The sequence below is a fragment of the Streptomyces sp. NBC_01261 genome (assembly GCF_036226385.1).
In the GTDB taxonomy this organism is placed as follows: Bacteria; Actinomycetota; Actinomycetes; order Streptomycetales; family Streptomycetaceae; genus Streptomyces.
This window is the reverse complement of record NZ_CP108463.1, coordinates 9,807,061-9,832,058: the sequence shown is the minus strand read 5'-3', so window position 1 is coordinate 9,832,058 and position 24,998 is coordinate 9,807,061. Positions and strand designations below refer to the sequence as shown.

The window sequence follows — 24,998 nt, the reverse complement described above, 5'->3', positions numbered from 1 at the left end:
CTCCCCTCCCCCACAAGCCACATGAAGCACTCCGAGTACGATGATCGAAAGCTCGCCCCGCCCCTCTCGTCCACCCTTCTCACCTGCCGCGATGGAGTTGCCATGACGACCGACCCCAAGCCGTCACCGCAGATCGACACCGGCAAGGCACATCCCGCGCGGGTCTACGACTGGCTGCTGGGCGGCAAGGACAACTACCCGGTCGACGAGGCCGTAGGAGAGAAGCTGCCGCCGGAGGCGAAGGACGCGGCGCGGCAGAACCGTGAGTTCATGCACCGCGCGGCGACCTGGCTCGCCGGGCAGGGCATCGACCAGTTCCTGGACATCGGCACGGGCATCCCCACCGCGCCCAACCTGCACCAGATCGTCCAGCGGACCGTGCCGACGGCGAAGGTCGTCTACACCGACTACGACCCGATCGTCCTGCGGCACGCCGAGGCGCTGCTGATCAGCCACGCCGACGGGGTCACGGACTACATCCAGGCCGACGTGCGCGAACCCGAGCTCATCGTCGAACACGCCCGCCACGTCCTGGACTTCACCCGCCCGATCGCCCTCTCGCTGATCGCGCTGATGCACTTCATCCCGGACGAGCAGGACGCCCACGGCATCGTCCGCAACCTCGTCGCGACCCTGCCGTCCGGCAGCTACCTGGTCCTGTCCCACGCGGCGTCCGACCTGTACCCCGAACTCTCCGCCCAGGTCACCGCCGAGTACGCCAAGGGCGGCATCAAGCTCGGCTTCCGCACCCGCCCGGAGGTCGCCCGCTTCTTCGACGACCTCGAACTGGTGCCGCCCGGCCTGGTGACGGCGACGGAGTGGAACCCGCCGGCGTCGGAGGAGGCACCGGAAGGCAGCGGGATCTACGCGGCGGTGGCACGGATCCGCTAGCGGCGGCTCGCGTCCCGGGCGTGCGCCGGGGGCTGGTCCGGCCACGCGAACGCGTAGCGCGGATCGCCGCCTCGGCCGAGCCGCACGAAGCGCAGGAGTTCGCGGACGATGCCCGCGTTGCCCATCCCCCAGCCCGTGAAGGGTTCGAGGTCGCTCGGGGTGTCCCGGTGTTCGACGTTCGACCAGCGGGCGCCGTCACCGTCCCGGATCGCGCGGGCGGCCAGATCCGCGACGAGCACGTGGGCGAAGTCGTACGGCTCCTGCGGTCGCCCCTGTGCCCGCTGCTCGGCGATCCGGTCGCAGGCCAGGGCGAGGACGCCCGCGGTGCCGCAGCAGCGGCCGTTGTTGTCCCAGAAACGGGGGCGCAGCCGCTGGGGCAGGCCGGAGTGGGTGACCGTGTGCCAGCAGCGGTCGGCGAGGGCGGACCAGGCGGGGTCGGCCGTGATGTCCCGCAGGAGCCGGAAGGCGTGGGCGTCACCGGCCGGGCCGTGGCACCAGCCGTAGCTGATGGGCTCGATCACGTCGGGGCGGAACCGCGGGGTGGAGTGCCGGACCAGGAAGCCTTCCGGGCCCGCCTCGTCGCGCGACACGACGTCCGCGGCACCGGCCAGCGCGAGTTCGACCAGGTCCGGGCGGCCGGTGGCCTCGCCGACCCGGGCGAGTCCGACGACGATGCCGAGTGTGCCGTGCGAGATGTGGTGCAGACGCGCCTCGATGCCCGGGCGGTGGGGCCAGTGGACGCCCGCCGGAGTCTGCTCCGCCGTCCGCAGGTACGGCTCCACGGCGAGGACGGCCAGTTCGGGGTCGCCGGCCAGGAGTGCGCCGAGGCCGATCCCCGCGTTGCCGCCCATCAGCTCGAACAGCTCGCCCCAGCGGGTCCCGTCGAAGCGTGACCGCACGAGGTGCAGCGCGCGGTCGGCGGCGGCACCGGCGCCCGCGTCCCCGAGTTCCTCGTGCAGGGTCCGCAGGACGAGGGCCACTCCGGTGCGGCCGAAGTAGAGGGAGTCGTCTTCGAAGCCGTCGACGGAGTCCGCGAGGCTGAGGCCCGCCCGGAGAGCCGCGTCGGCGTAGGAGTCGTCGCCGAAGTGCCGCCACGCCTCCAGGAGTACGGGGACGATCCCGGCGGTACCGCTGTAGAGGGACGGGTTCGGCTCGTCGTCCGAGGGCTTCCTCGACCAGGCGAGGCCTCCCCCGGCGGTCTCTCGCGCCGCTTCGATCAGCCAGCGCAGCCCGTCCACCGCGAGTTCCTCGACCTCGTCGACCGCCACGACCGTGGCTTCTGGTGCCGTCATGCGCCCACTCTCGCATGATCTTCCGGACCCGCCCAAAGGGCTCCGACTCGGCTGATCCGTCTGCCGAGTTCGCTCTGTCGGCCACGCGCCCCCGTCCTCAACTCGCGGTATTGGTCTGCCAGACGACCGCGCTGTCCGTCGCGATGACCATGTTGCCGTCCTCCAGCACCTTGAGCACGGCCCCGGTGGCACCTTGCGTTTTGCTGCTCCACAGCGCCTGGTGCTGAGCGTCGTAGACCACGAGGTTGCCGTCCGCCTGGAACGCGGCCGTGTTCCCCGCGCCCTGGGTCTGGCTCGCCCAATGCGCCGTTCCGGACGCGTCGTAGAGCACGAGGTTGCCGTCCGCCTGCATGATCAGTTTCGAGCGCACGGTCTGGATGAACTTTCCGACCTCGAACGTGAAGGGGGACTGCACCACCACGGCGTCGGGCACCTTGGTCTCACCTGTGCCAGAGGCGGACGGAGACGCCGTCGCTCCGCTGTCCGACGGGGAGGCCGACACGTGGGCGGCGCGGTCGGCGCCGGCGGACGGTGTGCCATGGGCTGACGACGAGTCCTTGCTCTTGCTGTCGCCCTTGTCGTCAAGCGTGTTGAACAGGAGCAGTCCGGAACCGGCGACGACGACCAGCGCGCCCGCGCCGATGGCGGTCCAGAGCGTGCGACGCCCGGGTTCACCTCGGGTGCCCGCGCCGTCCGGGGGCGGAGTCGGGCCGGTTCCCACCGGATAGGGGCCGTAGATGTCCGCCGCGTGCGGCTGCGTGGGGGTGTCCAGGCCCGGGTTCGGCGCGAGGAGCGTGGCCGCGTGGGCTTCCCGCGCGCCGCCGTCCATGGCGGCCGCCGTCTGCGGGGCTACGGCCGTCATCGCGTCCGAGGCGATGGGCGACCCACCGCTCCCGTTGGCGGCGACGGTCGCGGCACGTTCCCGATCCGTCAACGAGCCCACGGCGAGCGCCCGTTGGTAGGCGGGGTGGTGGACCAGGTCGGCCTCGGCCCGGCAGAGTTCGACGATCTGATGCGGGGTGGGGCGCAGGGCGGGATCACTCTGCGCGCAGGCGGCGATCAGCTCGGCGACGCCCGCGTCCACACCCCGCAGGTCGATCTCGCCGTGCACCGAACGGTACGACACGGCCGCGAACGGCCCGTCCCCGTAAGGCGGTCGGCCCGTGACGGCGAACGCCAGCGTGGCCCCGAGGGCGAACACGTCCGCGCCCGGACCGGTCTCGCCGCCCGTGATCGTCTCCGGCGCGATGAACCCGGGACTGCCCATCGCTCCGCCGACCTGGGTGAGGTTGGACGTGCCGGTGGTCCTGGCGATGCCGAAGTCGATCAGCTGAGGGCCGGTGGCGGAGAGGATGACGTTGTGCGGCTTGAGGTCCCGATGCCAGACACCGCGGACGTGGATGGCGTCCAGCCCCTCGGCGAGGGCGGCCAGCATGACCCGGGCCAGGTCGGCGGGGAGCGGTCCGTTGGCCGCGACAGCGGCGTGCAGCGTGGGCCCCGGCACGTACTCGGTGGCCAGCCAGTACGGCGGCGTGTCCAGCTCCGCGTCGATGAGCGACGCCGTGTACGCGCTGCGGACCGTGCCCAGGGTCTCCACCTCGCGGCGGAACCGGCTGAGGGCGTGTTCGTCATGGCGCAGGTGGTCGTTGATCACCTTGACGGCGGTGGGACGGCCACCCGGCGAACGCGCGAGATACACCCTCCCCATCCCGCCCTCGCCGAGTCTGCCGACCAGACGGTAACGACCTATGTGCGACGGGTCGGAGCCATCGAGCGAAAGCACGGGACATGTCCTCCTTGGGTGGAACCGACAGTCACCAGATCCACCGTGAGGTCAACTCGGCTGGGCTCCAACCCCGTTGCCCAGCCGGGGTGCGTGGGTGCGGGGGGCGACACCAGTCCTCGGACGACACGCCCGGACCGGACCCCGACATAGTAGAGGGAACAGACCCCTGTGCCTCACCCGTCCCACCATTCCCAACCCGACGTCAGTGACCCAGAGTTGCCGTGGTCGCACCGTCGGGATCCGCCCCCTGCCCCGGAACGCTCTGGATGTCCTCGTGCAGATGCACGACGAGCCAGTGACCGTCGGGCTGCGCGCGTCGCAGGACCGCGGTGTTGCGGGCCAACTCCGCCGGGGCCGCACGGAAGTCGACCCGCAGCCAGTAGCGGGCCACGGCCAAGTCCCCGAAGACGTCGACGACTTGGTCGTACGCAGTGAGGCCGGTTTCAGCAGGACCGTCGTCCGGTACGGGACGGGCGTCCCGGACGCGGTTCAACTCCGTTCTGCCGCTGATGAGTCCGGGAGTCGCCGAGTCCCAGATGGTGGCATTCGGATCGAGGAACGCGTCGATACGGTCGCGGTCGCCGGCGGTGTAGCCCGCGTACATGCCCGTGATCACCGTCCACACGTCGGCCAGGTCGGCGGGCGCGCCACCCGGGCGGGCACCGCGGTCGGCGGCGGGACGGGTGGAAGGGGGAGGCGGAGCGGGCATGGCGGATCCTTGGGTGAGTGACTGGCGGGAAGGGGTGCGGTCCGGGTCAGGGACGGTCGTGGGCCCACGTCCGCAGGGTGGGCGACCGACCCTTGCCGATAGCGGCGATCGGCGGTTCGTCGGTGGGGTGGGAGCCGGCGACTCGGGCCACCGAGGCGCGGGCGGCGGTCTCGTCGAACGGGGAGGCCAGCGGGGTCCAGTGCGCGATCTCGGGGTCGTCGAACAGTTCCGTCATGGCGGGGAGGCCGTTCGCGGTCCACTCACGGAGGACCAAGTCCTCGCCGGTCAGGCGAAGTTGCGCGGGGGCAGGGGCGAGTGCGGAGGCGGTGACGGGGGCGGGGTTCTCGCCGTGGATCGTCGCGTCGCTTCCTGTCTCCCCTGCCTGCCTGACGCTCCCGCTCCTCCTGTTCGTTCCGGTTCACGGGAGGACGACCAGGTCCCTGGGGGTGCGGTTGAGGCGCTCACCGCCCTCCTCCGTGCAGATCACGATGTCCTCGATCCGGGCTCCGTACCGGCCGGGCAGGTAGATGCCGGGTTCGACGGAGAAGGCCATGCCCGGGGCGAGCGGGAGCGGGTTGCCGGTCACGATGTAGGGCTCCTCGTGGCTCTCCAGGCCGATGCCGTGTCCGGTGCGGTGGATGAAGTGCGGGCCGTATCCGGCGTCGGTGATGATGTCCCGTCCTACGGCGTCGAGTTGACCGGCCGTGATGCCCGGCCGCACGGCGTCGGTCTGGGCGCGCTGGGCGCCGAGCAGTACGTCGTGGAGCCGGCGGAACTCGGCGGGCGGCTCGCCCACCGCGTACACCCGGGTGGAGTCCGAGCAGTAGCCGTCCAGGGTCGTACCGCCGATGTCGACCACCACCGGGTCGCCGGGGCGGATCGTCCGGTCGGAGAGTTCGTGGTGCGGGCTCGCGCTGTTCGGGCCGGAGCCGACGATGACGAAGTCGACCCGGATGTGCCCCTCGGCGATGATCGCGTCCGCGACGTCCCGGCCGACCTCGCGTTCCGTACGACCCGCTCGCAGCCACTCCCCCATGCGGGCGTGCACCCGGTCGATGGCCGCACCGGCCCGGCTCAACGCGTCCGCCTCCTGCGGGGTCTTGCGCATCCGCAGCCCGTTCAGCACGCCCCCGGCCAACTCCTGGCTCGCGCCCGGCAGTTGGTTGCGGAAGGCGATGGTCTTCTCCGCCCACATCCGGTTGTCGACGCCGACACGGGCGGTACGGGCAGGCAGCCGGGCCGCGACGAGGGCGTAGGGGTCGTCGGTCTCACCCCAGCCGGTGATCTCGATGCCCAGGTCACCGGCCGGGGATGCCTTGGCGGCGAGTTCCTCCAGGGCCGGCACGAGGAGGAAGGGATCACCGTCGGCGGGCAGCACCAGACAGGTCAGCCGCTCCAAGGGCTTGGCGTCGTAACCGGTCAGGTAACGCAGGTCCGCGCCGGGCGAGATCAGCAGGGCGTCGAGACCTGCCCGGGCCGTGGCTTGCCGGGCGCGGTGGAGGCGGTCGGCCGGGTACAGGTTCGCGGGCGGTTCGGTGGGGTGGGGGTGGTCGTCGTTGGGCGGTGGGGTGGCGGGCATGGGTTCTCCGTGGGGTTCGGTACGGGGTTCTGTTTGACGTTCTGTGGGTGAGGTTCCGTGGGTGCGGGGCGCCGGTGGCACGGGGGCTCCGCCGTGGGCGATCGTCAGCGGGTGGCGCTGTGATCAAACGCTGCCGGCGTTGCCGGGGTGGATCGGTGCCGAGTACGGGTCGTCGCCACCGGCGCGACCCGGTACCACGCGTGAGCCCGCACCGGCCCGGATCGACATCGCCCGCCGACCAGGCACCAGCACCAGCCCGGATCATCGCCGTATCCGGATCAGGATCAGCCCCGCCCGCGACCCGCCACCGCCCGCGCAGCCACCCCACTCCCGTTCACGCCGCGTACAACCGACACGCGACACCCCCCGCGATCAACTCCGGCTCCTCCCGGTCGCAACCGTCGAAGGCCAGCGGGCAGCGCGGATGGAAGCGGCAGCCGCTCGGCGGGTCGGCGGGGTCGGGGACATCGCCGGGGAGTTCGGCCGGCAGGACTCCCGCCCCGTCCGGCTTCGGTACGGCGGCCAACAGCGCCTGGGTATAAGGGTGGCGCGGGTCCGCCCAGACCTCGGCCGTGGGGCCGGTCTCCACGATCCGGCCGAGGTACATCACGGCGATCCGGTCCGCGATCAGCCGTACGACGGACAGGTCGTGGCTGATGAACAGCAGCCCGGCACCCGACTCGACGGCCAACGACCGCATCAGCGTGGCCACTTGGAGCTGAGCGGAAGCGTCCAGCGCGGAGATCGGCTCGTCGCCGACGAGCAGGCGGGGTCGGGCGGCGAGGGCGCGGGCGATGGCGATGCGCTGGCGTTGGCCGCCGGAGAACTCCTGGGGGTAGCGATCGGCGGCGCTCGTCGGCAGGCCGACCCGGGTCAACAGGTCCTCCGGGGTGGTGAGTTCGGCCGCCGACTCACCCCGCCCGGCCGCCGTGCGGATGCCGTCGGCGATCTGCGAACCCACCCGGCGCCGGGGGTTGAGGGAGCCGTACGGGTCCTGGAAGACCATCTGGATGCCGGTCAGGGCCTGTTCGCGGCGGCGTACCCGCAACGGGCGTACCGGGGTGCCGTCGTAGGTGATCCGGCCTTCCGCGGGTGCGGTGAGGCCGCAGACCGCGCGGGCCAGCGTCGACTTGCCGCAGCCCGACTCCCCTACCAGGCCGACGACTTCACCGGCCCGCACCTGGAGGCTGACCCCGGCGACGGCCCGGGTAGGGGGTGCGCCCGGCCGGTTGTACTGGACCACGAGGTCGTCGACCGAGAGGAGAGGGGCCGTCGATCGGGGGGTCGTGAGGGGCGGCGGGCTGGTCGTCATACGGTGCTCCTTCCGGGGAGCGCGTCCAAGAGCGTGCGGGTGTAGTCGTGTTGCGGGTCGGTGAGGACCCGGCCGCGTGGACCCGTCTCGACGACCAGGCCGTGGCGCATCACGCTCACCTCGTCGGCGATCGCGGACATCACGCCCAGGTCGTGGGTGACCAGCAGGACGGCGAGTCCGAGGTCGTCGCAGAGACCGCGCAGCAGCCGCAACACCCCTGCCTGCACGGTGACATCGAGGGCGGTGGTCGGCTCGTCGGCGATCAGGACCCTCGGTTCGCAGGCCAGCGCGATGGCGATCGCGATGCGCTGACGCATGCCGCCGGAGAACTGGTGCGGGTAACGACCCAGCGCCTCACGGGGGTTGGGGATACGGACCTGTGTCAGCAGTTCGGCGGCCCGTTCCTTCGCCGCCTTGCGGCTGAGCCTCAGGTGATGGCGCAGGTGGTCGGTGAGCTGGTGGCCGATGCTGAGCATCGGGTGCAGGCTGGTGGACGGGTCCTGGAACACCATGCTCACCGACTGCCCGCGCAGCGCGGTTAGTTGGCGGGCCGGCAGGGTCAGCAGGTCGGTTCCCTCGAACTCGATCCGCCCGCCGGTGCGCGCGCCGGGCGGCAGCAGGCCGAGCACAGCCAGCCCGGTCATGGTCTTGCCCGAACCGCTCTCCCCCGCGAGCCCGTGGATACGGCCGGGTTGGAGCGCGAGGTCGACACCGCCGAGGATGCGGGCACCGCCCAGGTCGAGGGTGAGGCCACTGATCTTCAGTACGTCGACCGTGTCGCCGTCGGTCATGCCACACGCTCCTTCTCCGCGCCGATCGTGCGGGCGGTGCCCGGGTCGAGGGCGTCCCGCAGGGTGTCGCCGAGGAAGTTGAAGGCGAGGACGACCGTGAGGATCGCCAGGCCGGGGAAGACCCCGATCCACCACTTGTCGAACTGCTGCGTTCCGTCCGCCACCATCGCGCCCCACTCGGCGGTCGGCGGTTTCGCGCCGAGCCCGAGGAAGGACAGCCCGGACAGCAGCAGCGTCGCGGTGCCGATGTCGAGGGTGGCCAGGACGAGGAGTGGGCCGAGCACATTGGGCAGGACGTCGACGCGCAGCGAGCGCCAGGCCGAGAAGCCCAACAGCCGTCCGCTGAGCACGAATTCACGGTTCCGCAGCCCCATGACCAGGCCCCGGGTGACGCGTGCGTACGACGGCCAGGAGACGACCAGGACGGCCAGTACCGCGTTCTGCAGGCTGGCGCCGAGCGCGGCGGCGACCACCATCGCCAGGATGACGGTGGGGAAGGCGAACACCAGGTCCGCGATCCGCATCACTGTCTCGTCCACCCAGCGTCCGAAGAACCCGGCGCAGGCCCCGAGCACTCCGCCGACCAGCAGCGACATGGCCACCAGCAGGAGGGCGAGCGGGATGGAGACCCGGGCGCCGTACAGCACCCGGCTCAGCACGTCCCGGCCCAGCTCGTCCGTGCCGAACCAGTGGCCGGCGCCGGGGGCGGCCAGCCGGGGCAGGTTCTGCGCGAGCGGGTCGTGCGGGGCGAGCAGCGGGGCGGCGAGGACGATGACCAGCCAGAACAGCGCGACCAGACCGCCCGTCACCGCGAGCGGCCTGCGCCAGGCGGGCGGCAGCCGTCGTAGCGGACTGCGTTTCACCGCACCCTCATGACTGCGTTTCACTGGACCCTCACCCTCGGGTCGATCACGCCGTAGAGGACGTCCACGGCGAGGTTGACGGTCAGGTAGACCAGGCCGACGACCAGGCCGACGCCCATCACGGCGGGGAGGTCGAGGGTGGTCGCGCTGCGGTAGGCGTAGGCGCCGAGGCCCGGCCAGGCGAAGATCGACTCGACCAGGACGGTGCCGGAGAGGAGGGCGCCGAAGGCCAGTCCGGCGACCGTGATGACGGGGACGAGGGCCGCGCGGAGGATGTACTGGAAGAGGACCGTGCGGGCGGGGAGGCCCTTGGCGCGGGCCGCACGGACGTAGTCCTGGTTCAGTACTTCGAGGACGGCCGAGCGGGTGAAGCGGGTGAGGAGGCCGACCGTGTAGGCCGTCAACACCAGTGCGGGGAGGGTGAGATGGCCCACCGCACTCCAGAACACCGGCCATTGTCCTGCCAGTGCCGCGTCGACCGTGTACAAGCCGGTGACGTGCGGCGGGGCTGCCATGCCGGGGTCGAGGCGACCGCTGCCCGGGGCCCAGCCGAGGCGGTAGAAGAAGACGTAGAAGGCGAGCAGGGCCAGCCAGAAGGTCGGCACCGAGACTCCCAACAGGCTTACCACGCGCAGGAGTTGGTCGGTGAGGCGGTCCCGGCGCAGTGCGGCGATGACGCCGAAGGCCACGCCCACGATCAGGGAGACCACGATCGCGGCGCCGGCGAGTTCGAGGGTGGCGGGAACGGCCGTCGACAGGTCGGTGAGGACGGACTGGTGGCTCTGCTGGGACTCGCCGAGGTCGCCGTGGAGGAGGTTGCCGAGGTAGGTGACGTACTGGACCGGCAGTGGCTTGTCGAGGCCGTAGTGGTGGCGGAACTGGGCGACGATCGCCGGGTCGCCGATCGCCCGCTGGCCGAGGTTCGCCGCCGCCGGGTCGCCCGGGACCAGGTTGGTGAGGATGAACGTCACCAGGGTCACGCCGAGGGCGAGCAGGGCTGCGGTGGCGGTACGGCGAAGGAGGAAACGGGCGAGGGGGTGGCGGGCGAGGAGACGACGGGGGCGGCGGGCCGTCGGGCGGCCCGTGCGAAGACGGTCACCGCCGCCCGAGCCGCCGCCGGTGTGGAGGCGGTCGCCCGCGCCCACGCCGTCGGCGTCCTCGGCACCCACCCCTTCGTCCCCCGTCCCCTTACTTCGCGCCCAGCGCGGCGACATCGATCGTCCACACGGGGTTGTAGGCGACGCCGGTCACGGACGCGGCGGAGACGGTGTTCCGGCTGGGCTGCATCAGCGGGATGAAGGGGCCGGAGGCGTTCATGCGGGTCTGGATCTGCTCGTACAGGGTCTTGCGGGTGTCGTCGCCGATCGTCGTCGCCGCCTTGTCGCCGAGCGCGGTGAGGGCGGGGTCGGCGCCGGCCTTCCAGCCCGCGCGGAGGCCGACCAGGTCGCCGGGGAGGAAGGTCAGGTAGTCGCTGGGGTCCGGGTAGTCCGGGCCCCAGTACCAGAGGCCCAACTGCTCTTTTCCGTTGCGGTAGTTGTCGAGTTCGGTGGTGGTCGGCGCGGGGGCGAGCGTGACGGTGATGCCGACCTCCTTCAGCTGGGCCTGGACCCGTTCGGCGAGGGTCTGCAGGGACAGGCCGTCGACGGTCAGGTCACTGGCGTAGCCGAGGGTCACGGACGGCTTGGCGATACCGCTCGCCTTGAGCGCCGCCTTCGCCCCGGCCAGGTCACGGCCCACGGCCTCGGAGGCGGGGAGCGCGCCGAGGAAGGTCGACGGGATGATCCCGGCGGGCTGGACGGAACCGGTGCCCGCGAGCGACAGCAGGCTCTTGTAGTCGATGCCCTTGCGCACCGCCTCCGCGAACTTCGCGTTGGCCGTCGTACTGCTGACCTTGGTGTTCCGGTTGAGCAGCAGGAAGATCACGTCCGAGGACGCGCCGCTGTCCACCTTGAGCCCGCCGCCGAGCCCGCTGACCTGGTCGGAGGTGAGGTCCAGGGCGATCTGGCTGTCGCCGCGCTGGACGTTCAGCTTCTGGGTGGGGGCCTGGACGTTGCGGATGACGATCTTGTCGTAGGTCGGCTTGTCGGAGCCGGTGTACTGGGGGTTCTTGGTCAGGACGACCTGGGTGTTCGTGTTGAACGAGGTGAGGGTGTACGGCCCGGAGCCCGCCGACGTCGTGTTGAGGTACTTCTCCGCCGCGTCCGTCGCGGTCGCCGAGCCGCCGTGGGCCTGGACCGTCTTCGCGCTGAGGATGCCGAGCGCGGGGTTGGGGAGGATGAAGGGCAGCGCCGGGTTCGCCTTCTTCGACACCAGGGTGACGGTGGACGCGTCGGTCTTGGTGACCGTGACGCCGTCGAGCAGGAACGACGGGTTGCCCTTGAGCGCGATCACCCGGTTCAGCGAGAAGACGACGTCGTCGGCGGTGACCGCGCTCCCGTCCGCGAACTTCGCGCCCGTCCGCAGGTGCAGGGTGAGCGTCTTGCCGTCCTTGGACTGCTCGTACGAGGAGGCGAGGCCCGGCACCGGCTTGGTGACGTCGGAGCCCTTGAAGGACAGCAGCGTCTCGTACAGCGCCTTGTCCACGATCTGCCCGGTCGGCTCGAACTCGCGGCCCGGGTCGGCGGTCTTCAGGTTGAACGACGTGTCGACGACCAGGGTCTTGCCGGCCGAGGAACCGGAGGCGCTCGTACCGCCGGAGCAGGCGCTCAGGGCGAGCGCCGCGACCGCGACGAGAGGAAGTGCCACCGGGTAGGACCCGGCGCTGAATCTGGGCATGCGTGCCTCCGTGGGCAAGACAGAGCAGGGCGGAGCGGAAGAAGGCCGTGCGGGTGCGGGCGGATGCCGGGAGGGGACCTGGACGATTCGCCGTTAGGGTTGGCTGAAACTAACCAGGACTCTCGGCGGACGGGACCAGCGCGAGACGTAATGCAACGGAGAGGCGCGAACATGGAAGATCTGTCGACCCCGGAGACCCCGGGCGAGCGCCGCTCTGGACGGATCGGCATCGGTCTTGCCCTGGATTCGGTGCATTTCAAGATCCTCGACGTGCTGCGCACCCAGGGCCGTATTTCCGTCGCGGCCCTCGCGGAGCGTGTCGGCGTCTCCCGCGCGAACGCCTACACCCGCCTCGAAGCCCTCCGCGCCGACGGCGTGATCAGCGGCTTCAGCGCGCGCGTCGACCACAACCGGGTCGGTCTTGAGATCTGCGCCCTGATCTTCGTCACGGTCCGCCAGGAGCTGTGGAAGCAGTTCCGTACCGCGCTCGCCCAGATGCCGGAGGTGGAGTACTGCGCCGTCACGACCGGCGAGCACGACGCCATGATCCAGATCCGGGTGGCCGACGTCACCGCCGTCCACCGCCTGGTCACCGACCGTCTCTCCACCATCCCCGCGGTCCGCGCGACCGAGACCGTGATCATCCTCGACGAGGTGCTCCGCCGCCCGTACGTCCTGCCGGCCACGCCCCGCTCCACCGAATCGGCTCCCGGCAGCCTCCAAGATGCCGCCGGAACAAGCCAGTTCGGGATGACCCGCTTCATCCGGACGGCGGAGGGACGGGCCGATCTGCAACGCACGTCCGAGCCGGAGGACTGACGGGGGCGCGCGCTGTTTGCCGCCGGGGATGCGTGGGGGGCGCGGCGCCTTCCGTGAGGGATGCCGACGGCGTGGCGCTTGCCATGAGGGACAGGTGCCCCGCGGCGCGGTGTGGTCATCGACGCCGTCGTGGCCTCCGTGAAGGTGAACATCGCCACCGACCTGGCCGCGAAGGGCACCGACCCGCACCTCGCCGTCAGAGTCCTCAACAGCCGTGACGATCCTGACCCGTTCGACCAGCCCAACGTCAGTCGGGTCGTCGTCGGCGGCACCATCGCCGAGTCCGGCATCCCGACCATCGGCATCGCGTCCTCGATCGACCCCGGCAACTACGGCCACGAGGACACCGCCCTCGTCCTGCTCGACCTGCTGAGCGCGGCGGCGCCGAACCCGAACTCGCTCAACACCTACCTGGGACCGCAGAGCGACAAGATCGGCTTCATAGGGCGGGGGCTCGGCAACAGCATCACGCACGAGATCGGACACTTCTCGGGCAACTGGCACACCGACCAGTACGACGACACCGCGAACCTGATGGACCAGGGCGGCGGCATCGCCCAGACGCTCGGCATCGGGGCGGACGGGATCGGCGGTACGGCGGACGACGTGGACGTCGACTTCACCACCGACTCGTACACCCCGCAGGAACCGTTCAGCGGGTTCGAGGACACCCTGAACACGACCGCCTGGGCATACAGCCGCGGGCTCGGCTGAGCACCGGCACGAAGGCCTCCTCGCCCGCCCTCCCGTGGGCGGGCGAGGAGGCCGCGGCGCGTTCGGCCCGGGGCATTGTCAGTGGTGGGAGGCAGGATGGGAGTCATGACAACTCCTGCAGCTGTGATCGTGGATGCCGCCGCCTACGCGCAGGCGGTCGAGGACGCGGTGAAGGCGTCGGCCGCCTATTACGCCGCCGGTACCTCCGCGCTGGACGACGACTCCTACGACCGGCTGGTGCGCGGCATCGCCGCGTGGGAGGCCGAGAATCCCGACCAGGTGCTGCCCGACTCGCCCACCGGGAAGGTGGCCGGCGGCGCGGTCGAGGGCGATGTCCCGCACACGGTGGCGATGCTGAGCCTGGACAACGTGTTCTCCCCGGAGGAGTTCAGCACCTGGACCGCGTCGGTGGCTCGAAGAATCGACCACGAGGTCACTCGGTTCAGCGTGGAGCCGAAGCTGGACGGCCTGGCGATCGCGGCCCGGTACACGCGCGGCAGGCTCACCCGCCTCATCACCCGGGGCGACGGCACGGCCGGTGAGGACGTCTCCCACGCGATCGGCACCATCGAGGGCCTGCCGCAGGAGCTGGCCGAGCCGGTCACCGTCGAGGTGCGCGGCGAAGTCCTCATGACCACCGCCCAGTTCGAGCACGGCAACGAGGTCCGCACCGCGCACGGCGGCCAGCCCTTCGCCAACCCGCGCGGCGCCTCCGCGGGCACGCTGCGCGCGAAGGAGCGCGCCTACACGGTGCCGATGACGTTCTTCGGCTACGGCCTGCTGCCCCTCCCGGACACCGAGGCCGACCTCGCGGCACGGCTGCCGGGGCTCGCGCACAGCGAGCTGATGATCCAGGCCGCGGCCTACGGGGTCAACACCACGGCCACCACCGCCGTGCCCGGCATCACCGCCGACACGGTCGAGGAGGTACTGGCCCGGGTGCAGGAGATCGCCGCGCTGCGGGCCCAGCTGCCGTTCGGGATCGACGGGATCGTCATCAAGGCCGACCTCGCCGCCGACCAGCAGGCCGCCGGGTCGGGGACGCGGGCCCCGCGCTGGGCGATCGCCTACAAGCTGCCCGCCGTGGAGAAGATCACCCGGCTGCTGGAGGTGGAGTGGAACGTGGGCCGCACCGGCATCATCGCCCCGCGCGCGGTCCTGGAGCCGGTCGAGATCGACGGCGCCACCATCACCTACGCCACGCTCCACAACCCGGGCGACATCACCCGCCGTGACCTGCGCCTGGGCGACCACGTCATGGTGCACCGCGCCGGTGACGTGATCCCCCGCATCGAGGCCCCGGTCGCGCATCTGCGCACCGGCGAGGAACAGCCGATCGTGTTCCCCGAGGTGTGCCCGCGCTGCGGCTCCGGCATCGACACCAGCGAACTGCGCTGGCGCTGCGAACAGGGCCGCAACTGCCATCTGGTCGCCGCCCTCTCCTACGCCACGGGTCGCGACCAGCTCGACATCGAGGGCCTGGGCCACACCCGTGTCGTCCAGCTCGTCGACGCCGGTCTGGTCGCCGATCTCGCCGATCTGTTCGCCCTCACCCGGGAGCAGCTCCTGGACCTGGAGCGGATGGGCGAGACCAGCACCGACAACCTCCTCGCCGCGATCACCACGGCCAAGGGGCAGCCGCTGTCCCGGGTGCTGTGCGCGCTCGGGGTGCGGGGCACCGGCCGCTCCATGTCCCGCCGTATCGCGCGCTACTTCGCGACCATGGACGAGATCCGGGCCGCCGACGCGGAATCCATGCAGCGGGTCGACGGCATCGGCACGGAGAAGGCCCCGTCGATCGTCGCCGAACTCGTCGAACTCGCCCCGCTCATCGACAGACTGGTCGCCGCCGGGGTCAACATGACGGAGCCCGGTGCGACCCCGCCCGCGCCCATGACGGACGACGCGGTCGCCGACGGCACAGAGGCCGCGGCCACGGCCGACGACGGGCCGCTGGCCGGGATGACGGTGGTCGTCACCGGCGCGATGACCGGCCCCCTGGAGAAGCTCAGCCGCAACCAGATGAACGAACTCGTCGAGCGCGCCGGTGGCCGTTCCTCCTCCAGCGTCTCCAAGAAAACCACCCTGGTCGTGGCCGGCGAGAACGCGGGCTCGAAGCGGGCCAAGGCCGAGACTCTCGGCATCCGTCTCGCCACGCCCGACGAGTTCGCGGCCCTGATCGCCGACTACCTCAACTGAGCCCTGCCGCGCGGAGTGTTCCGCAGCTCACAGTCCCCGACGGGGCCTGAGCGGGAACAAGTGGGCCGGGTCGCCCGTTCATATGTACGTGGCTGCGGAGGGGACAGTGTCCCCGGGCCTCACCTACAGCCCATGGGGACGATCGTCCGGCTGAAGCCCCATGGAGCCCCTCGCCGAGAGGCGACCGCCCTCCGCACGCCACCCTGTACGGCCCCGGCTGGTCTCCCCCGTCCGGCCGGGGCCTTCTTTTCACTCCCAGGTGCGACCTCGCGCACTCCGCGACCGGGGCAGAATGGACGCCACACAGCCGCTGCGGATGGGGAGTTCATGGACACGCGTACGTTCGACGCGCTGACGGAGTCGATGAAGAGCGCGTACGTCGCGGGTCTCAGCGAGGGCGCCGTGCCCCGCCCGGTCATCATGCCGCTGGTGCGCGGCGAGTTGGTCGGCCTGATCTGGCTGCGCCCGGTCAGGTCCGGCGAGGACGCGCTCACGGCGATCGCGTCGCTGTCGAACATCGCCGCGGCGGCGAACGCCGACGAGATCGTGCTCGCCTGGGAGACCCAGGACGTGGCCACCGCCTGTGAACTCCCCGGCGACGGCCCGTCCCCCTGCCTCAACATGGTGCACGCCACGAAGGACGGCCACACGCTCCACCAGTTCCCCTACACAGAGGACCCGTCCTCCGCCGAACCACAGTGGCAGCCGGCCCCGGCTCCCCAGCCGGACGGCAGACTGGTACCGCCTGTCCAGGCAGCGGTCGACTACGCCTTCACTCCCCTCGAACTGGACCATCCGTCCCCGTTCGGCGTCACGGTCGTCCTGATGGAAGAGGACGGCTACAACCTGCGCCTGACCGAGGCGTTCGCCTTCTGAGTCGGCCGCTCCCCTTGACCTTCGGCTAATCACCGATTGCCGTTAAAGAAACGACACAGTTCACGGAACAGAGGCTCCACGTGCCCGCCCCGGGCCTACGCTGTGCCCGTGACCAGTGTTGACGTCGCCCCCGGACCCGCCGCCGAGAGCGGACCCGAGCCGCGCACCCAGTCCCTGATGCTGACCTTCTTCGGTGCTCATGTGCTGGGGCGGCCCGTCGCCGTGTCGTCGGGCAGCGTGATCGCCGCTCTCGGGCGGGTGGGGAGTACCGAGGAGGCCGTGCGAACCACCCTGAACCGGATGGTCAAGCGCGATCTGCTGGAGCGGCGCCGCCAGGGCCGGAAGACGTACTTCGCGCTGACACCGCACGCCGTGCAGGTGCTGACGGACGGCAGGGACCGCATCTGGCAGACCGGCGCGGTGAACCGGGACTGGGACGGGCGCTGGACGATGGTGGGCTTCTCGCTGCCCGAGGCGTGGAGCCGCGAACGGCACGATCTGCGTTCCCGGCTGATCTGGGCGGGCTTCGGCCTGCTGCAGAACGGTCTGTGGGTGGCCCCGGCGCCGGTCGACGTCCGCGAGATGGTCGCGGGGCTCGGCCTGGAGCCGTATCTGCGGGTGTTCCGGGCGGAGGTGGAGTCGCCGACCGACGTCCGCGAGGTGCTGGAGCAGGCCTTCGACGTGCCGGCCATCGGCGCCCGGTACCGCGCGTTCCTTGACCGCTGGGACCGCACCGACCCCCTGCCGGCGGCGACCTCCGGTGACGATCTCGCCGGTCAACTCCTGCTGCACACCGACTGGTTGGATCTCGTACGACGGGATCCGCATCTGCCGGCCGAGCACCTTCCCGGAGACTGGCCCGCCGCGCAGGCGGAGACCGTCTTCCGCGGTCTGGCCAGTCGCTGGGAGCGACCGGCGGCGCGAGCGGCCGTCCGGCTGCTCGACACCATGACCCTGGACTGATCCACACCCAGCGGACCCACTTGCGTCCACCCCCGGCCCCCGTGTGCCCATACACGGATTCACCTGCCTCATTATTGGTCACTCTCTTGACGGCCATGAAAAAAGAGCCCTACATTCTCACCGCTCTCCCAACGCGAACGTCCCGCACGCTCCCCCATCGGTCCGACTCGACTCGCGGAGCCGCCGTCATGTCCCGACCCCGTTTCTCGACCCTCGCCGCCGCCTGCGCTACCGCTCTCGCGACCGCCCTGATCGGTCCGGCGACCGGCGCCCAGGCCGCCACCGCCGGGCACTACTCCGGCACGCTGACCGACGGCGCCACCTGGATCGCGGACACGCCCGAGCAGTGGAACGGCACCCTGCTGCTGTTCAGCCACGGCTTCGGCCCGACCACCGCCGCCGACGCGCCCTCGCCCGCCGCGAGCCAGGCCCTGCTGGACGCCGGTTACGCCCTCGCCGGGTCCTCCTACGACCCCAACGGCTCGATGTGGGCGCTCGACTCGGCCGAGCGGGACCAGTTCGCCGCCCTCACCGCCTTTCGCCGACAGGTCGGCACACCTACCCGGGTCATCTCGGTGGGCCAGTCGATGGGCGGGCTCGTCAACGCCCGGATCGCCCGGGACGGCGCGGGCCGCGTCGACGGTGCGCTCGGCCTGTGCGGCCTGGTCGCGGGCGGGGTCGATCTGGACAACTACCAGCTGGACGCCGAGTACACCCTGGCCACGTTCTTCGACCCCGCCGACGCCGATGACCTGGTGAACCTCGACAGCCTGGCCGACGGCGCCGCCCTCGCCGCCCGGCTCACGACGGCCGTGGAGACGGCGCAGGAGACCCCGGCGGGCCGGGCCCGGATCGCGCTGGCCGCCGCCTATCTCAATCTGGCCGACTGGGCTCCCGGTCAACTGCCGCCCGCGCGAGGCGACTTCGCGGGCCAGGAGCGGCAGCAGTACGCGTGGCTGGCCCAGGGCCTGCTGTCGTTCATCGTCCCTGCGCGCTGGTCGGTGGAGCAGTCCGCCGGCGGCAACACGTCCTGGAACAAGGGCGTCGACTACACCGGGCTGCTGCGCGGGTCCGCCCAAGTCAAGCAGGTCGAGTCGCTCTACCGTGACGCGGGCCTCGACCTGCGCACCGACCTGAACCGGCTCACCCGCGGCGCGGACATCACCGCCGACCCGGCCGCGGTCGCCCACCTGAAGCGGACCTCGACCGCCGGACAGGGACTGGCCGTTCCGCTGCTGGACCTCCACACCACCGCCGACCAACTGGTGCCCGTGGAACAGGAGTCGGCCTTCGCCGGGCGGGTGCGCGCGGCCGGCGACTCCCAACTCCTGCGCCAGGCCTACGTGTCCCGCCAGAGCCACTGCAACTTCACCACCGCAGAAGTGGTCGCCGGTCTGCACGCCGTGGAACACCGGCTGGACACCCGGCACTGGGGCGACGCCACCACGGCCGCCCAACTCCAGCGCAGTGCAGACGAGTTGGGGCTCGACGGCGCCGCCTTCACCGACTACCGGCCGAGCCGACTGACCGGTACCCGCTGATCCCGCGGCGTTCTCACCCCAGCTCTTCCCGACCCTCCCCGGCCCTCTCCCCGTCCCCAGCCCGCGCGCCCCAGGAGCCCTCCGTGTCAATGACGACCGAACCCTCCACCAGGACCTCCGCCACCGGCCCCGGTCTGACCACCGGCACCCTGGTCGCCGGTCTCCTCGCCGTCTGCCTCGCCCAGATCGGCCTGGCCATACCGGCCACGCTCAACGGGCTGTTCCAGTCCGACCTGCACCCGGTCGGCTCCCAACTCACCTGGATCTCCGACGCGTTCCTGCTCCCGGTCGCCGTACTGGAGCTGACCTTCGGCCTGCTCGGCGACCTCTTCGGCCGTAAGCGGCTGCTGGTCGGCGGCGCCGCGCTGCTGGCCGTGGGCGAGTTGACCAGTGCCACCGCCTCCGGTGTCCACCAACTCTGGGCCGGGCAGGCCCTGGCGGGCCTCGGCGCCGCCGCCCTGTTCCCCACCTCGCTGGCCATCCTGGCCGCCGGCACCACCTCGCCCGCGCAGCGCGCCCGGGTGATCGCGATGTGGGCGGCCCTGCTCTCCACCGGCGGATTCCTCGCCCCGCTGCTCGGCGGCGTCACCGCCACCTACGGCTCCTGGCGCTGGTCGTTCGTCGTGGTCACCGCCATCGCCGCGGCGAGCGCCGCCGTCAGTGCCCTGTTCGTCGTCAACTCCAGCGCGCCCGAGGGCCGTTCACTCGACATAGCGGGACAGGTCACCATCGGTCTGGGCCTGTTCGCTCTGCTCTACGCCATTATCCAGGGCCCGACGGACGGCTGGGCCTCGCCCTCGATCGTCATCGCCTTCGTCCTCGCGGCCGTGTTCCTCGCCGCCTTCGTCCTGGCCGAGAAGCGCGCCAAGTCCCCACTCCTGCGCCTCGACCTGTTCAGCAACCGTGCCTTCGCGGTGGCCTCGATCGTGGCCGTGGTGGGCATGTTCGCCTTCCTGGGCACCGCCTACTCCGTCAGCATCCGGCTCGGCCCGGTGCAGGACCAGGCCCCGATGCGGACGGGCCTGGCGTTCGTCCTGCTCAACGGCATCACGCTGGTGATGCTGCCCCTGACGGAACGACTGCTGCGCACGGTCGCACCGGGTCTGCTCCTTGGCTCGGGGCTGCTGTTGATCGCGGCGGGCGACTACCTGGCGGCCACGCTGCCGATCACCGACACCGCCTTCACCTCGCTGATCGTGCCGCTCGGTCTGGTCGGCCTGGGCTTCTCGGTCACCGTCACCTCGATCACCGCGACGGCCGTCAACACCGTGCCGACCCACCTGGCCGGCATGGCGAGCGCCACCACCAACCTGCTCCGGGACTTCGGTTTCACCCTCGGCCCGGCCGTCATCGGCGCCGTCGCCCTCAGCCGCGCGGCCAGCAGTTTCTCCGACTCCCTGCACGGCTCCGCGCTGCCGCCGGCCCTGAAGGGCGCGGGCACGGCCGTACTCGAAGAAGGCGGCCCGCTCGCGGTGAACGGTGCCTCGGCGGCCTCGCCGAAGCTGGCCGACCTGCATCCACTCGCGTTGGACGCGCTCGGCCACGGCTACTCGATCGGCTTCGTGGTCTGCGGTACGGCCGCGCTGTGCTCGGCGCTGCTGGCTCTGGTCACGCTCCGGGGCCGTGCCACTTCCGATGGCGACACGGCCACACAGGGCGATGCCGCCGCACGTGACGCCTCCGCGCCGGAGTCGTAGGCCGGTAGAGGCGAACTCCCCGCAGATCAGCGGCTCTTGCGGACCCTCGCCGCCGCGCGGGCCTCCGCCGCCTTGCGCGCCTCGGCGGTCTTCCGGGTCTCCTTGCCCGCCCGGCCCGGGCGGGTGCCCATGCCACGGAAGGGGGCGTTGCCGGTGCTGGTCTTCGTCTCGGTCGGCGGGCGTCTGGCGCCGGTGATGGCCGTCAGCTTCTCCTCGCCGGAGCGGACCTGGGTGACGGTCGGGCGGATACCGGCGTCGGACATCATCCGGTTCACGTCACGCCGCTGGTTGGGGGTGACGAGGGTGACCACGCTCCCGGACTCGCCTGCCCGCGCCGTACGCCCGCTGCGGTGCAGGTAGTCCTTGGCGTCGGCGGGCGGGTCCACGTTGACGACGAGGTCGAGGGCCTCGATGTGGATGCCCCGCGCGGCGACGTTGGTGGCGACCAGCACGGTGATCTCGCCGTCCTTGAACTGGCCGAGCGTGTGCGTGCGTTGGGGCTGCGACTTCCCGCTGTGCAGGGCGGACGCGCGGACGCCGCTGGCCCGCAGGTGGCGGGTGAACTGGTCGACGCCGGCCTTGGTGTCGAGGAACATCAGCACCCGGCCGTCGCGCGCGGCGATCTCGGTCGCCGTCGCGTACTTGTCGGCGGCGTGGATGTTCAGCACATGGTGTTCCATCGTCGTGACCGAGCCCGACGCCCGGTCGACCGACGCGTGCACCGGGTCGTGAAGGTGGTCCTTGACCAGCTGGTCGACATCCCGGTCGAGCGTGGCCGAGAACAGCAGCCGCTGGCCGTCGGCAGGGATCTGCCCCAGGAGCTCCGAGACCTGCGGCAGGAACCCCAGGTCGCACATCTGGTCCGCCTCGTCCAGCACGGTGATCCGGACGTGGTTCAGGAGGCAGTCCCGGCGGGACACCAGGTCGGTCAGCCGCCCCGGCGTCGCGACGAGCACCTCGACGCCGGTCCGCAGCACTGCCTGCTGCCGGTTGATCGACAGGCCGCCGACCACTGTCCCCAGCCGCACGCCCATCGTCCGCGCGTACGGCTCCAGCGCGTCGCCGACCTGCTGCGCGAGCTCCCGGGTCGGCACCAGGACCAGGGCCAGCGGCCGCTTCGACTCGGCTCGCCGGCCCGCGAGCCGTACGAGCAGCGCGAGCCCGAAGGCCAGCGTCTTGCCGGAACCGGTCCGTGCCCGGCCGAGCACATCGCGCCCGGCCAGCGCGTCGGGGAGCGTCGCCGTCTGGATCGGGAACGGCTCCGTCACCCCGAGGCCGGTCATCGTCCCGACCAGCTCGGGCGGCAGTCCGAGCGCGCCGAAGGAGGCGACCGGCGGCTTCGCGTTCATGGGGAACCTTCCTCAGTCCAGTGCCCGCAACGGCGCCGGGGCCCGTACCCCTCGGTACGGGCCCCGGCGGCGTCGAAGCGTGCCCCCATTTTACCAGCGCGCCTCCGGCCCGCCCGCCGTAGCGGAGCATGTGCGGGATCGCGGTCGGTGACGGTCTCTCCGCCAGTAGGCTGTGACAGCTGCGCCACCCCACCAACACCCCTTCCCTCAAAGGGACATGGCCTGCAGCAGTCGAGTCGTTCCACTGCGTGAGGATGAAGCAACAGGTGCTGATAGCGGGCCGGTACCGGCTGAACACCACCATCGGACGCGGCGCGATGGGCGAGGTCTGGCAGGCGTACGACGAGATGGGCGGCCGTCCGGTGGCCGTCAAGCTCCTGCACTCCCAGAACTCCGAGCCCACCGCCACCGCCCGCTTCCGTCTGGAGGCCCAGACCGCGGGCCTGCTCAGCCATCCCCATGTGGTCGGCGTGCTGGACTTCGGCGAGCAGGAGGGCCGTCTGTACCTGGTGATGGAGCTGGTCGAGGGAGACAGCCTCTCCCACGTGCTCGCCCAGGCGGGCTCCCTGCCGGCCGAGCACGTGGCGCACATCGCCGCCCAGTCGGCCGCGGGGCTCAGCGCGGCGCACGACCAGGGCATCGTGCACCGGGACATCAAGCCCGGCAACCTTCTCCTCGGCTCCGACGGGTCCGTGAAGATCGCCGACTTCGGCATCGCGCACTTCATGAACGACCCGAGCGGCGCGCTCACCGCGACCGGCCAGATCGTCGGGACCAGCCTCTACATCGCACCCGAGCGCGCCCTGGGCCAGTCTGCCGGGCCGCCGTCCGACGTCTACTCGCTCGGCTGCGTGCTCTACCAACTCCTCACCGGACAACCGCCGTTCCGCGCCGGCAGCGCCATCGCCGTCCTCCACCACCACCTCGACACACCGCCCGTACCTCCACGGGAACTCGGCGTCGGTCTCCCGCCCGCCTTCGAGAACTATCTACTCGGACTCCTGGCCAAGCGCCCCGAGGACCGTCCTACGGCGCGCCAGGTGGCCGAGTGGTTCGCGTCCGGCGCGTGGAGGGGGCGTCCCGAGCCTCTTCCGGCAGCCGCACCGCGCCCCGAGCCGAAGCCGAACGTGACCGCCTGGGACGCACCCGCGAAGCCCCGGCCGAACGCGGCTCTCAGCCCTGCCTCCAGCTCCGGCCCTGGCTCCGTGACCACGTACGCCTTCCCGACCGGCGCCGGCGGCAGCACCGCTCCGGCCCACCGGACCCGGCGTCGGCAGCGCACGGGCGGTCGTGGTGTCGCCGTACGCCGGTCGAAGACGGTGGGCACGGTCGCCGCCGTGCTGGTCTTCCTCGGGGCGCTGCTGATCGGGTTGGCCTGGTTCTCCCCCGACCACAGCTCGGCGGACACATCACCGACGGATCCGCCCAGCAACACGAGCCCCGCCACGCCGTAGGCTCACGCCCCGCGGGGGATCACCCGCGAAGCTCAGATGTTCGGCGGCCAACGGGAGGATGGTGTTCTCCTCCTCGTCCATGTGCGCGGTCAGCAGCGGGGTCACCTGGGCGGTGGGCGTCGCGGGGATCTCGGCGGCGGGCCTGCCGAGCGCGAGGAGGAAGTCGACCAACACGTCTACGGGGTTGGCGGGTTGGCCACCGTCGACCCGCAGGTCCATGGAGAGCTGCCCGTCCGGAAAGTCGCCGCGGATGCCGTGGGCGACGCGCAACGCGAGTGCGGTCTTCCCCACACCGCCGATCCCGCTGAGCACCGCCGTCGTCAGGGCTTCCCCGCTGGGCCGCAACGTACGCCGGAGCCGCTCCAGCAACCGCTCCCGACCGACGAAATCACCGGGTGCCGGGGGGAGTTGCCGTGGGTGGACGCGGGCCGGGGCCTCCTCGATCCGTGTGGTCGCCGACGGGTCGGCTTCGGGGGCGGCGGCTATGGCATCGGTCGACGCCGTAGGAGCCGTAGGACTGGTCAGGGCAGGGACACCGAACGACGGTGCGGCGTAGGCGAGTCGTACCTCGGGGCGCGGCTCAGTGACCTCGGGCTCGGTGCCGCTGAGGATGCGGGTCCACAACTCACGCAGTTCCGGCCCCCGATCCATGCCCAGTTCCGCCACCAGGGTTTCGCGGGCCGAGGCGTAGACGGCCAGGGCCTCCGTCGTCCGCCCGGCGCGGTAGAGCGCACGCATGCGTAGCGCGTACAGGTCCTCGCGGAGCGGATGGTCGGCGATCAGGGAGATCGGTTCGTCCGCGCAACTCAGCTGCGCCGCCTGGGCGTTGAGTCGTAGATCGACGAAGCCTCCGCGCTGTCGGCGGACGTAGGGGCCGGGTACGCCGGACAGCGGCTCCCCGACCAGAGGGCGAGCGCGGCGTCGAACGCCTGCAGTGCGGAGGCGGTCTGGCCCGTTCCGGAATGCGGAGTTGGTATCCGCCCTGGGTGGTCTCCCGTCGGGAACGTTCCTCGCCCAGCGGGAGGCGGATGCGGTAGACGTACGTCTGCACCGAGCGCACGGCGTTGCCCGGTGGCTCTTCCCACAGGGCGTCGACGAGGTGGTCGAGGCCGCACCGGCGTCCTTCGCCGAGCAGCAGCAGCAGCCGCAGCCGGACCAGTACCGCGCGCTGCAAGGGGCTGCCGAGATCCAGTGGCCGAACAAGACGGAAGTCGTACCAGCGCCGATCGTGACCATGCCCGCCCGGGGGTTCCGAAAAGGGGAATCCAGGGCGGGCTGTGGTTATGGCAGGTCGTGCTGCTCGTGCCGTACGAGGGGCACGGGTCAGCCGCGGCGCAGCATCATGACGACAGCGACGATGACAATGATGAGGACGACGGTACCGATAC

General features: G+C 71.4%; 21 protein-coding genes. 9 read left to right on the top strand and 12 right to left on the bottom strand.

The features are described 5' to 3' along the window. Positions 1-102: 102 nt before the first annotated feature. Positions 103-891 carry an SAM-dependent methyltransferase gene (locus tag OG226_RS43700; protein ID WP_328685103.1) on the top strand — a complete coding sequence of 263 codons (789 nt, stop codon included), beginning with the start codon at positions 103-105 and terminating at the stop codon, positions 889-891. Here the strand turns inward: OG226_RS43700 and OG226_RS43695 are convergent. From OG226_RS43695 to OG226_RS43650, 10 genes are all read right to left on the bottom strand, one after another. Next, positions 888-2,183 carry a lanthionine synthetase LanC family protein gene (locus OG226_RS43695; protein WP_329352199.1) on the bottom strand — a complete coding sequence of 432 codons (1,296 nt, stop codon included), beginning with the start codon at positions 2,181-2,183 and terminating at the stop codon, positions 888-890. The genes OG226_RS43700 and OG226_RS43695 overlap by 4 nt on opposite strands. A 97-nt stretch (positions 2,184-2,280) precedes the next feature. Next, positions 2,281-3,966, bottom strand: coding sequence for a protein kinase domain-containing protein (locus tag OG226_RS43690; RefSeq protein ID WP_329352198.1), 1,686 nt, complete (start codon positions 3,964-3,966; stop codon positions 2,281-2,283). 205 nt (positions 3,967-4,171) lie between these two features. Beyond that, a complete protein-coding gene (locus OG226_RS43685) occupies positions 4,172-4,678 on the bottom strand; it encodes a DUF4440 domain-containing protein (protein ID WP_329352197.1) in 507 nt (168 codons plus the stop codon). Between the two features lie 46 nt (positions 4,679-4,724). Further along, entirely contained in the window at positions 4,725-4,913 is a 189-nt protein-coding gene (locus OG226_RS43680) for a hypothetical protein (RefSeq protein WP_329352196.1), read from the bottom strand. 183 nt (positions 4,914-5,096) lie between these two features. Beyond that, complete coding sequence (locus OG226_RS43675; RefSeq protein WP_329352195.1) at positions 5,097-6,257, bottom strand: M24 family metallopeptidase; 1,161 nt, start codon at positions 6,255-6,257, stop codon at positions 5,097-5,099. Between the two features lie 334 nt (positions 6,258-6,591). Next, positions 6,592-7,569 carry an ABC transporter ATP-binding protein gene (locus tag OG226_RS43670; protein WP_329352194.1) on the bottom strand — a complete coding sequence of 326 codons (978 nt, stop codon included), beginning with the start codon at positions 7,567-7,569 and terminating at the stop codon, positions 6,592-6,594. Further along, complete coding sequence (locus OG226_RS43665; RefSeq protein ID WP_329352193.1) at positions 7,566-8,360, bottom strand: ABC transporter ATP-binding protein; 795 nt, start codon at positions 8,358-8,360, stop codon at positions 7,566-7,568. Before OG226_RS43665 ends, OG226_RS43670 begins: the two co-directional genes overlap by 4 nt. Beyond that, a complete protein-coding gene (locus OG226_RS43660; protein WP_329352192.1) occupies positions 8,357-9,223 on the bottom strand; it encodes an ABC transporter permease in 867 nt (288 codons plus the stop codon). The genes OG226_RS43665 and OG226_RS43660 overlap by 4 nt, the downstream gene beginning before the upstream one ends. A gap of 20 nt (positions 9,224-9,243) precedes the next feature. Further along, complete coding sequence (locus OG226_RS43655) at positions 9,244-10,392, bottom strand: ABC transporter permease (protein ID WP_328685094.1); 1,149 nt, start codon at positions 10,390-10,392, stop codon at positions 9,244-9,246. A 19-nt stretch (positions 10,393-10,411) separates the two neighbouring features. Further along, positions 10,412-11,998, bottom strand: a complete 1,587-nt coding sequence (locus OG226_RS43650; RefSeq protein ID WP_329352191.1) for an ABC transporter substrate-binding protein — start codon at positions 11,996-11,998, stop codon at positions 10,412-10,414. A gap of 171 nt (positions 11,999-12,169) precedes the next feature. Between OG226_RS43650 and OG226_RS43645 the strand changes: the two genes are divergently transcribed. From OG226_RS43645 to OG226_RS43615, 7 genes are all read left to right on the top strand, one after another. Continuing rightward, complete coding sequence (locus OG226_RS43645) at positions 12,170-12,817, top strand: Lrp/AsnC family transcriptional regulator (protein WP_329352190.1); 648 nt, start codon at positions 12,170-12,172, stop codon at positions 12,815-12,817. A 111-nt stretch (positions 12,818-12,928) separates the two neighbouring features. After that, entirely contained in the window at positions 12,929-13,531 is a 603-nt protein-coding gene (locus tag OG226_RS43640; protein WP_329352189.1) for a hypothetical protein, read from the top strand. A gap of 96 nt (positions 13,532-13,627) precedes the next feature. Further along, on the top strand, positions 13,628-15,730 hold the full coding sequence (gene ligA, locus OG226_RS43635) for an NAD-dependent DNA ligase LigA (RefSeq protein WP_443066956.1): 2,103 nt from the start codon (positions 13,628-13,630) through the stop codon (positions 15,728-15,730). 327 nt (positions 15,731-16,057) lie between these two features. Further along, positions 16,058-16,606 carry a hypothetical protein gene (locus tag OG226_RS43630; RefSeq protein WP_329352187.1) on the top strand — a complete coding sequence of 183 codons (549 nt, stop codon included), beginning with the start codon at positions 16,058-16,060 and terminating at the stop codon, positions 16,604-16,606. 102 nt (positions 16,607-16,708) lie between these two features. Beyond that, positions 16,709-17,569 carry a PaaX family transcriptional regulator gene (locus tag OG226_RS43625; protein WP_328685088.1) on the top strand — a complete coding sequence of 287 codons (861 nt, stop codon included), beginning with the start codon at positions 16,709-16,711 and terminating at the stop codon, positions 17,567-17,569. A gap of 188 nt (positions 17,570-17,757) precedes the next feature. Then, a complete protein-coding gene (locus OG226_RS43620; protein ID WP_329352186.1) occupies positions 17,758-19,110 on the top strand; it encodes an alpha/beta hydrolase in 1,353 nt (450 codons plus the stop codon). A gap of 89 nt (positions 19,111-19,199) precedes the next feature. Next, positions 19,200-20,807 (top strand): MFS transporter, encoded by a 1,608-nt coding sequence (locus OG226_RS43615; protein WP_329352185.1) that lies wholly within the window; start codon positions 19,200-19,202, stop codon positions 20,805-20,807. A gap of 26 nt (positions 20,808-20,833) precedes the next feature. On the opposite strand, the gene OG226_RS43610 is transcribed toward OG226_RS43615, so the two are convergent. Next, a complete protein-coding gene (locus OG226_RS43610; protein ID WP_329352184.1) occupies positions 20,834-22,156 on the bottom strand; it encodes a DEAD/DEAH box helicase in 1,323 nt (440 codons plus the stop codon). A 254-nt stretch (positions 22,157-22,410) separates the two neighbouring features. On the opposite strand from OG226_RS43610, the gene OG226_RS43605 reads away from it, so the two are divergent. Next, positions 22,411-23,610: a serine/threonine-protein kinase gene (locus OG226_RS43605; RefSeq protein ID WP_329352183.1), complete on the top strand. Its 1,200-nt coding sequence runs from the start codon at positions 22,411-22,413 to the stop codon at positions 23,608-23,610. Here OG226_RS43605 and OG226_RS43600 read toward each other — a convergent pair. Beyond that, positions 23,566-24,846, bottom strand: a complete 1,281-nt coding sequence (locus OG226_RS43600) for an AfsR/SARP family transcriptional regulator (RefSeq protein ID WP_329352182.1) — start codon at positions 24,844-24,846, stop codon at positions 23,566-23,568. The two genes, OG226_RS43605 and OG226_RS43600, sit on opposite strands and share 45 nt — an antisense overlap. Between the last annotated feature and the right edge of the window lie 152 nt (positions 24,847-24,998).

Bases quoted from the DNA above. Each gene is read 5' to 3' on its own strand.
- OG226_RS43700 (WP_328685103.1), top strand. From the start codon at position 103: ATGACGACCGACCCCAAGCCGTCACCGCAGATCGACACCGGCAAGGCA.
- OG226_RS43695 (WP_329352199.1), bottom strand. From the start codon at position 2,183: ATGACGGCACCAGAAGCCACGGTCGTGGCGGTCGACGAGGTCGAGGAA.
- OG226_RS43685 (WP_329352197.1), bottom strand. From the start codon at position 4,678: ATGCCCGCTCCGCCTCCCCCTTCCACCCGTCCCGCCGCCGACCGCGGT.
- OG226_RS43680 (WP_329352196.1), bottom strand. From the start codon at position 4,913: ATGACGGAACTGTTCGACGACCCCGAGATCGCGCACTGGACCCCGCTG.
- OG226_RS43675 (WP_329352195.1), bottom strand. From the start codon at position 6,257: ATGCCCGCCACCCCACCGCCCAACGACGACCACCCCCACCCCACCGAA.
- OG226_RS43670 (WP_329352194.1), bottom strand. From the start codon at position 7,569: ATGACGACCAGCCCGCCGCCCCTCACGACCCCCCGATCGACGGCCCCT.
- OG226_RS43665 (WP_329352193.1), bottom strand. From the start codon at position 8,360: ATGACCGACGGCGACACGGTCGACGTACTGAAGATCAGTGGCCTCACC.
- OG226_RS43650 (WP_329352191.1), bottom strand. From the start codon at position 11,998: ATGCCCAGATTCAGCGCCGGGTCCTACCCGGTGGCACTTCCTCTCGTC.
- OG226_RS43645 (WP_329352190.1), top strand. From the start codon at position 12,170: ATGGAAGATCTGTCGACCCCGGAGACCCCGGGCGAGCGCCGCTCTGGA.
- ligA (WP_443066956.1), top strand. From the start codon at position 13,628: ATGGGAGTCATGACAACTCCTGCAGCTGTGATCGTGGATGCCGCCGCC.
- OG226_RS43630 (WP_329352187.1), top strand. From the start codon at position 16,058: ATGGACACGCGTACGTTCGACGCGCTGACGGAGTCGATGAAGAGCGCG.
- OG226_RS43620 (WP_329352186.1), top strand. From the start codon at position 17,758: ATGTCCCGACCCCGTTTCTCGACCCTCGCCGCCGCCTGCGCTACCGCT.
- OG226_RS43615 (WP_329352185.1), top strand. From the start codon at position 19,200: ATGACGACCGAACCCTCCACCAGGACCTCCGCCACCGGCCCCGGTCTG.
- OG226_RS43610 (WP_329352184.1), bottom strand. From the start codon at position 22,156: ATGAACGCGAAGCCGCCGGTCGCCTCCTTCGGCGCGCTCGGACTGCCG.
- OG226_RS43605 (WP_329352183.1), top strand. From the start codon at position 22,411: ATGAAGCAACAGGTGCTGATAGCGGGCCGGTACCGGCTGAACACCACC.
- OG226_RS43600 (WP_329352182.1), bottom strand. From the start codon at position 24,846: ATGGTCACGATCGGCGCTGGTACGACTTCCGTCTTGTTCGGCCACTGG.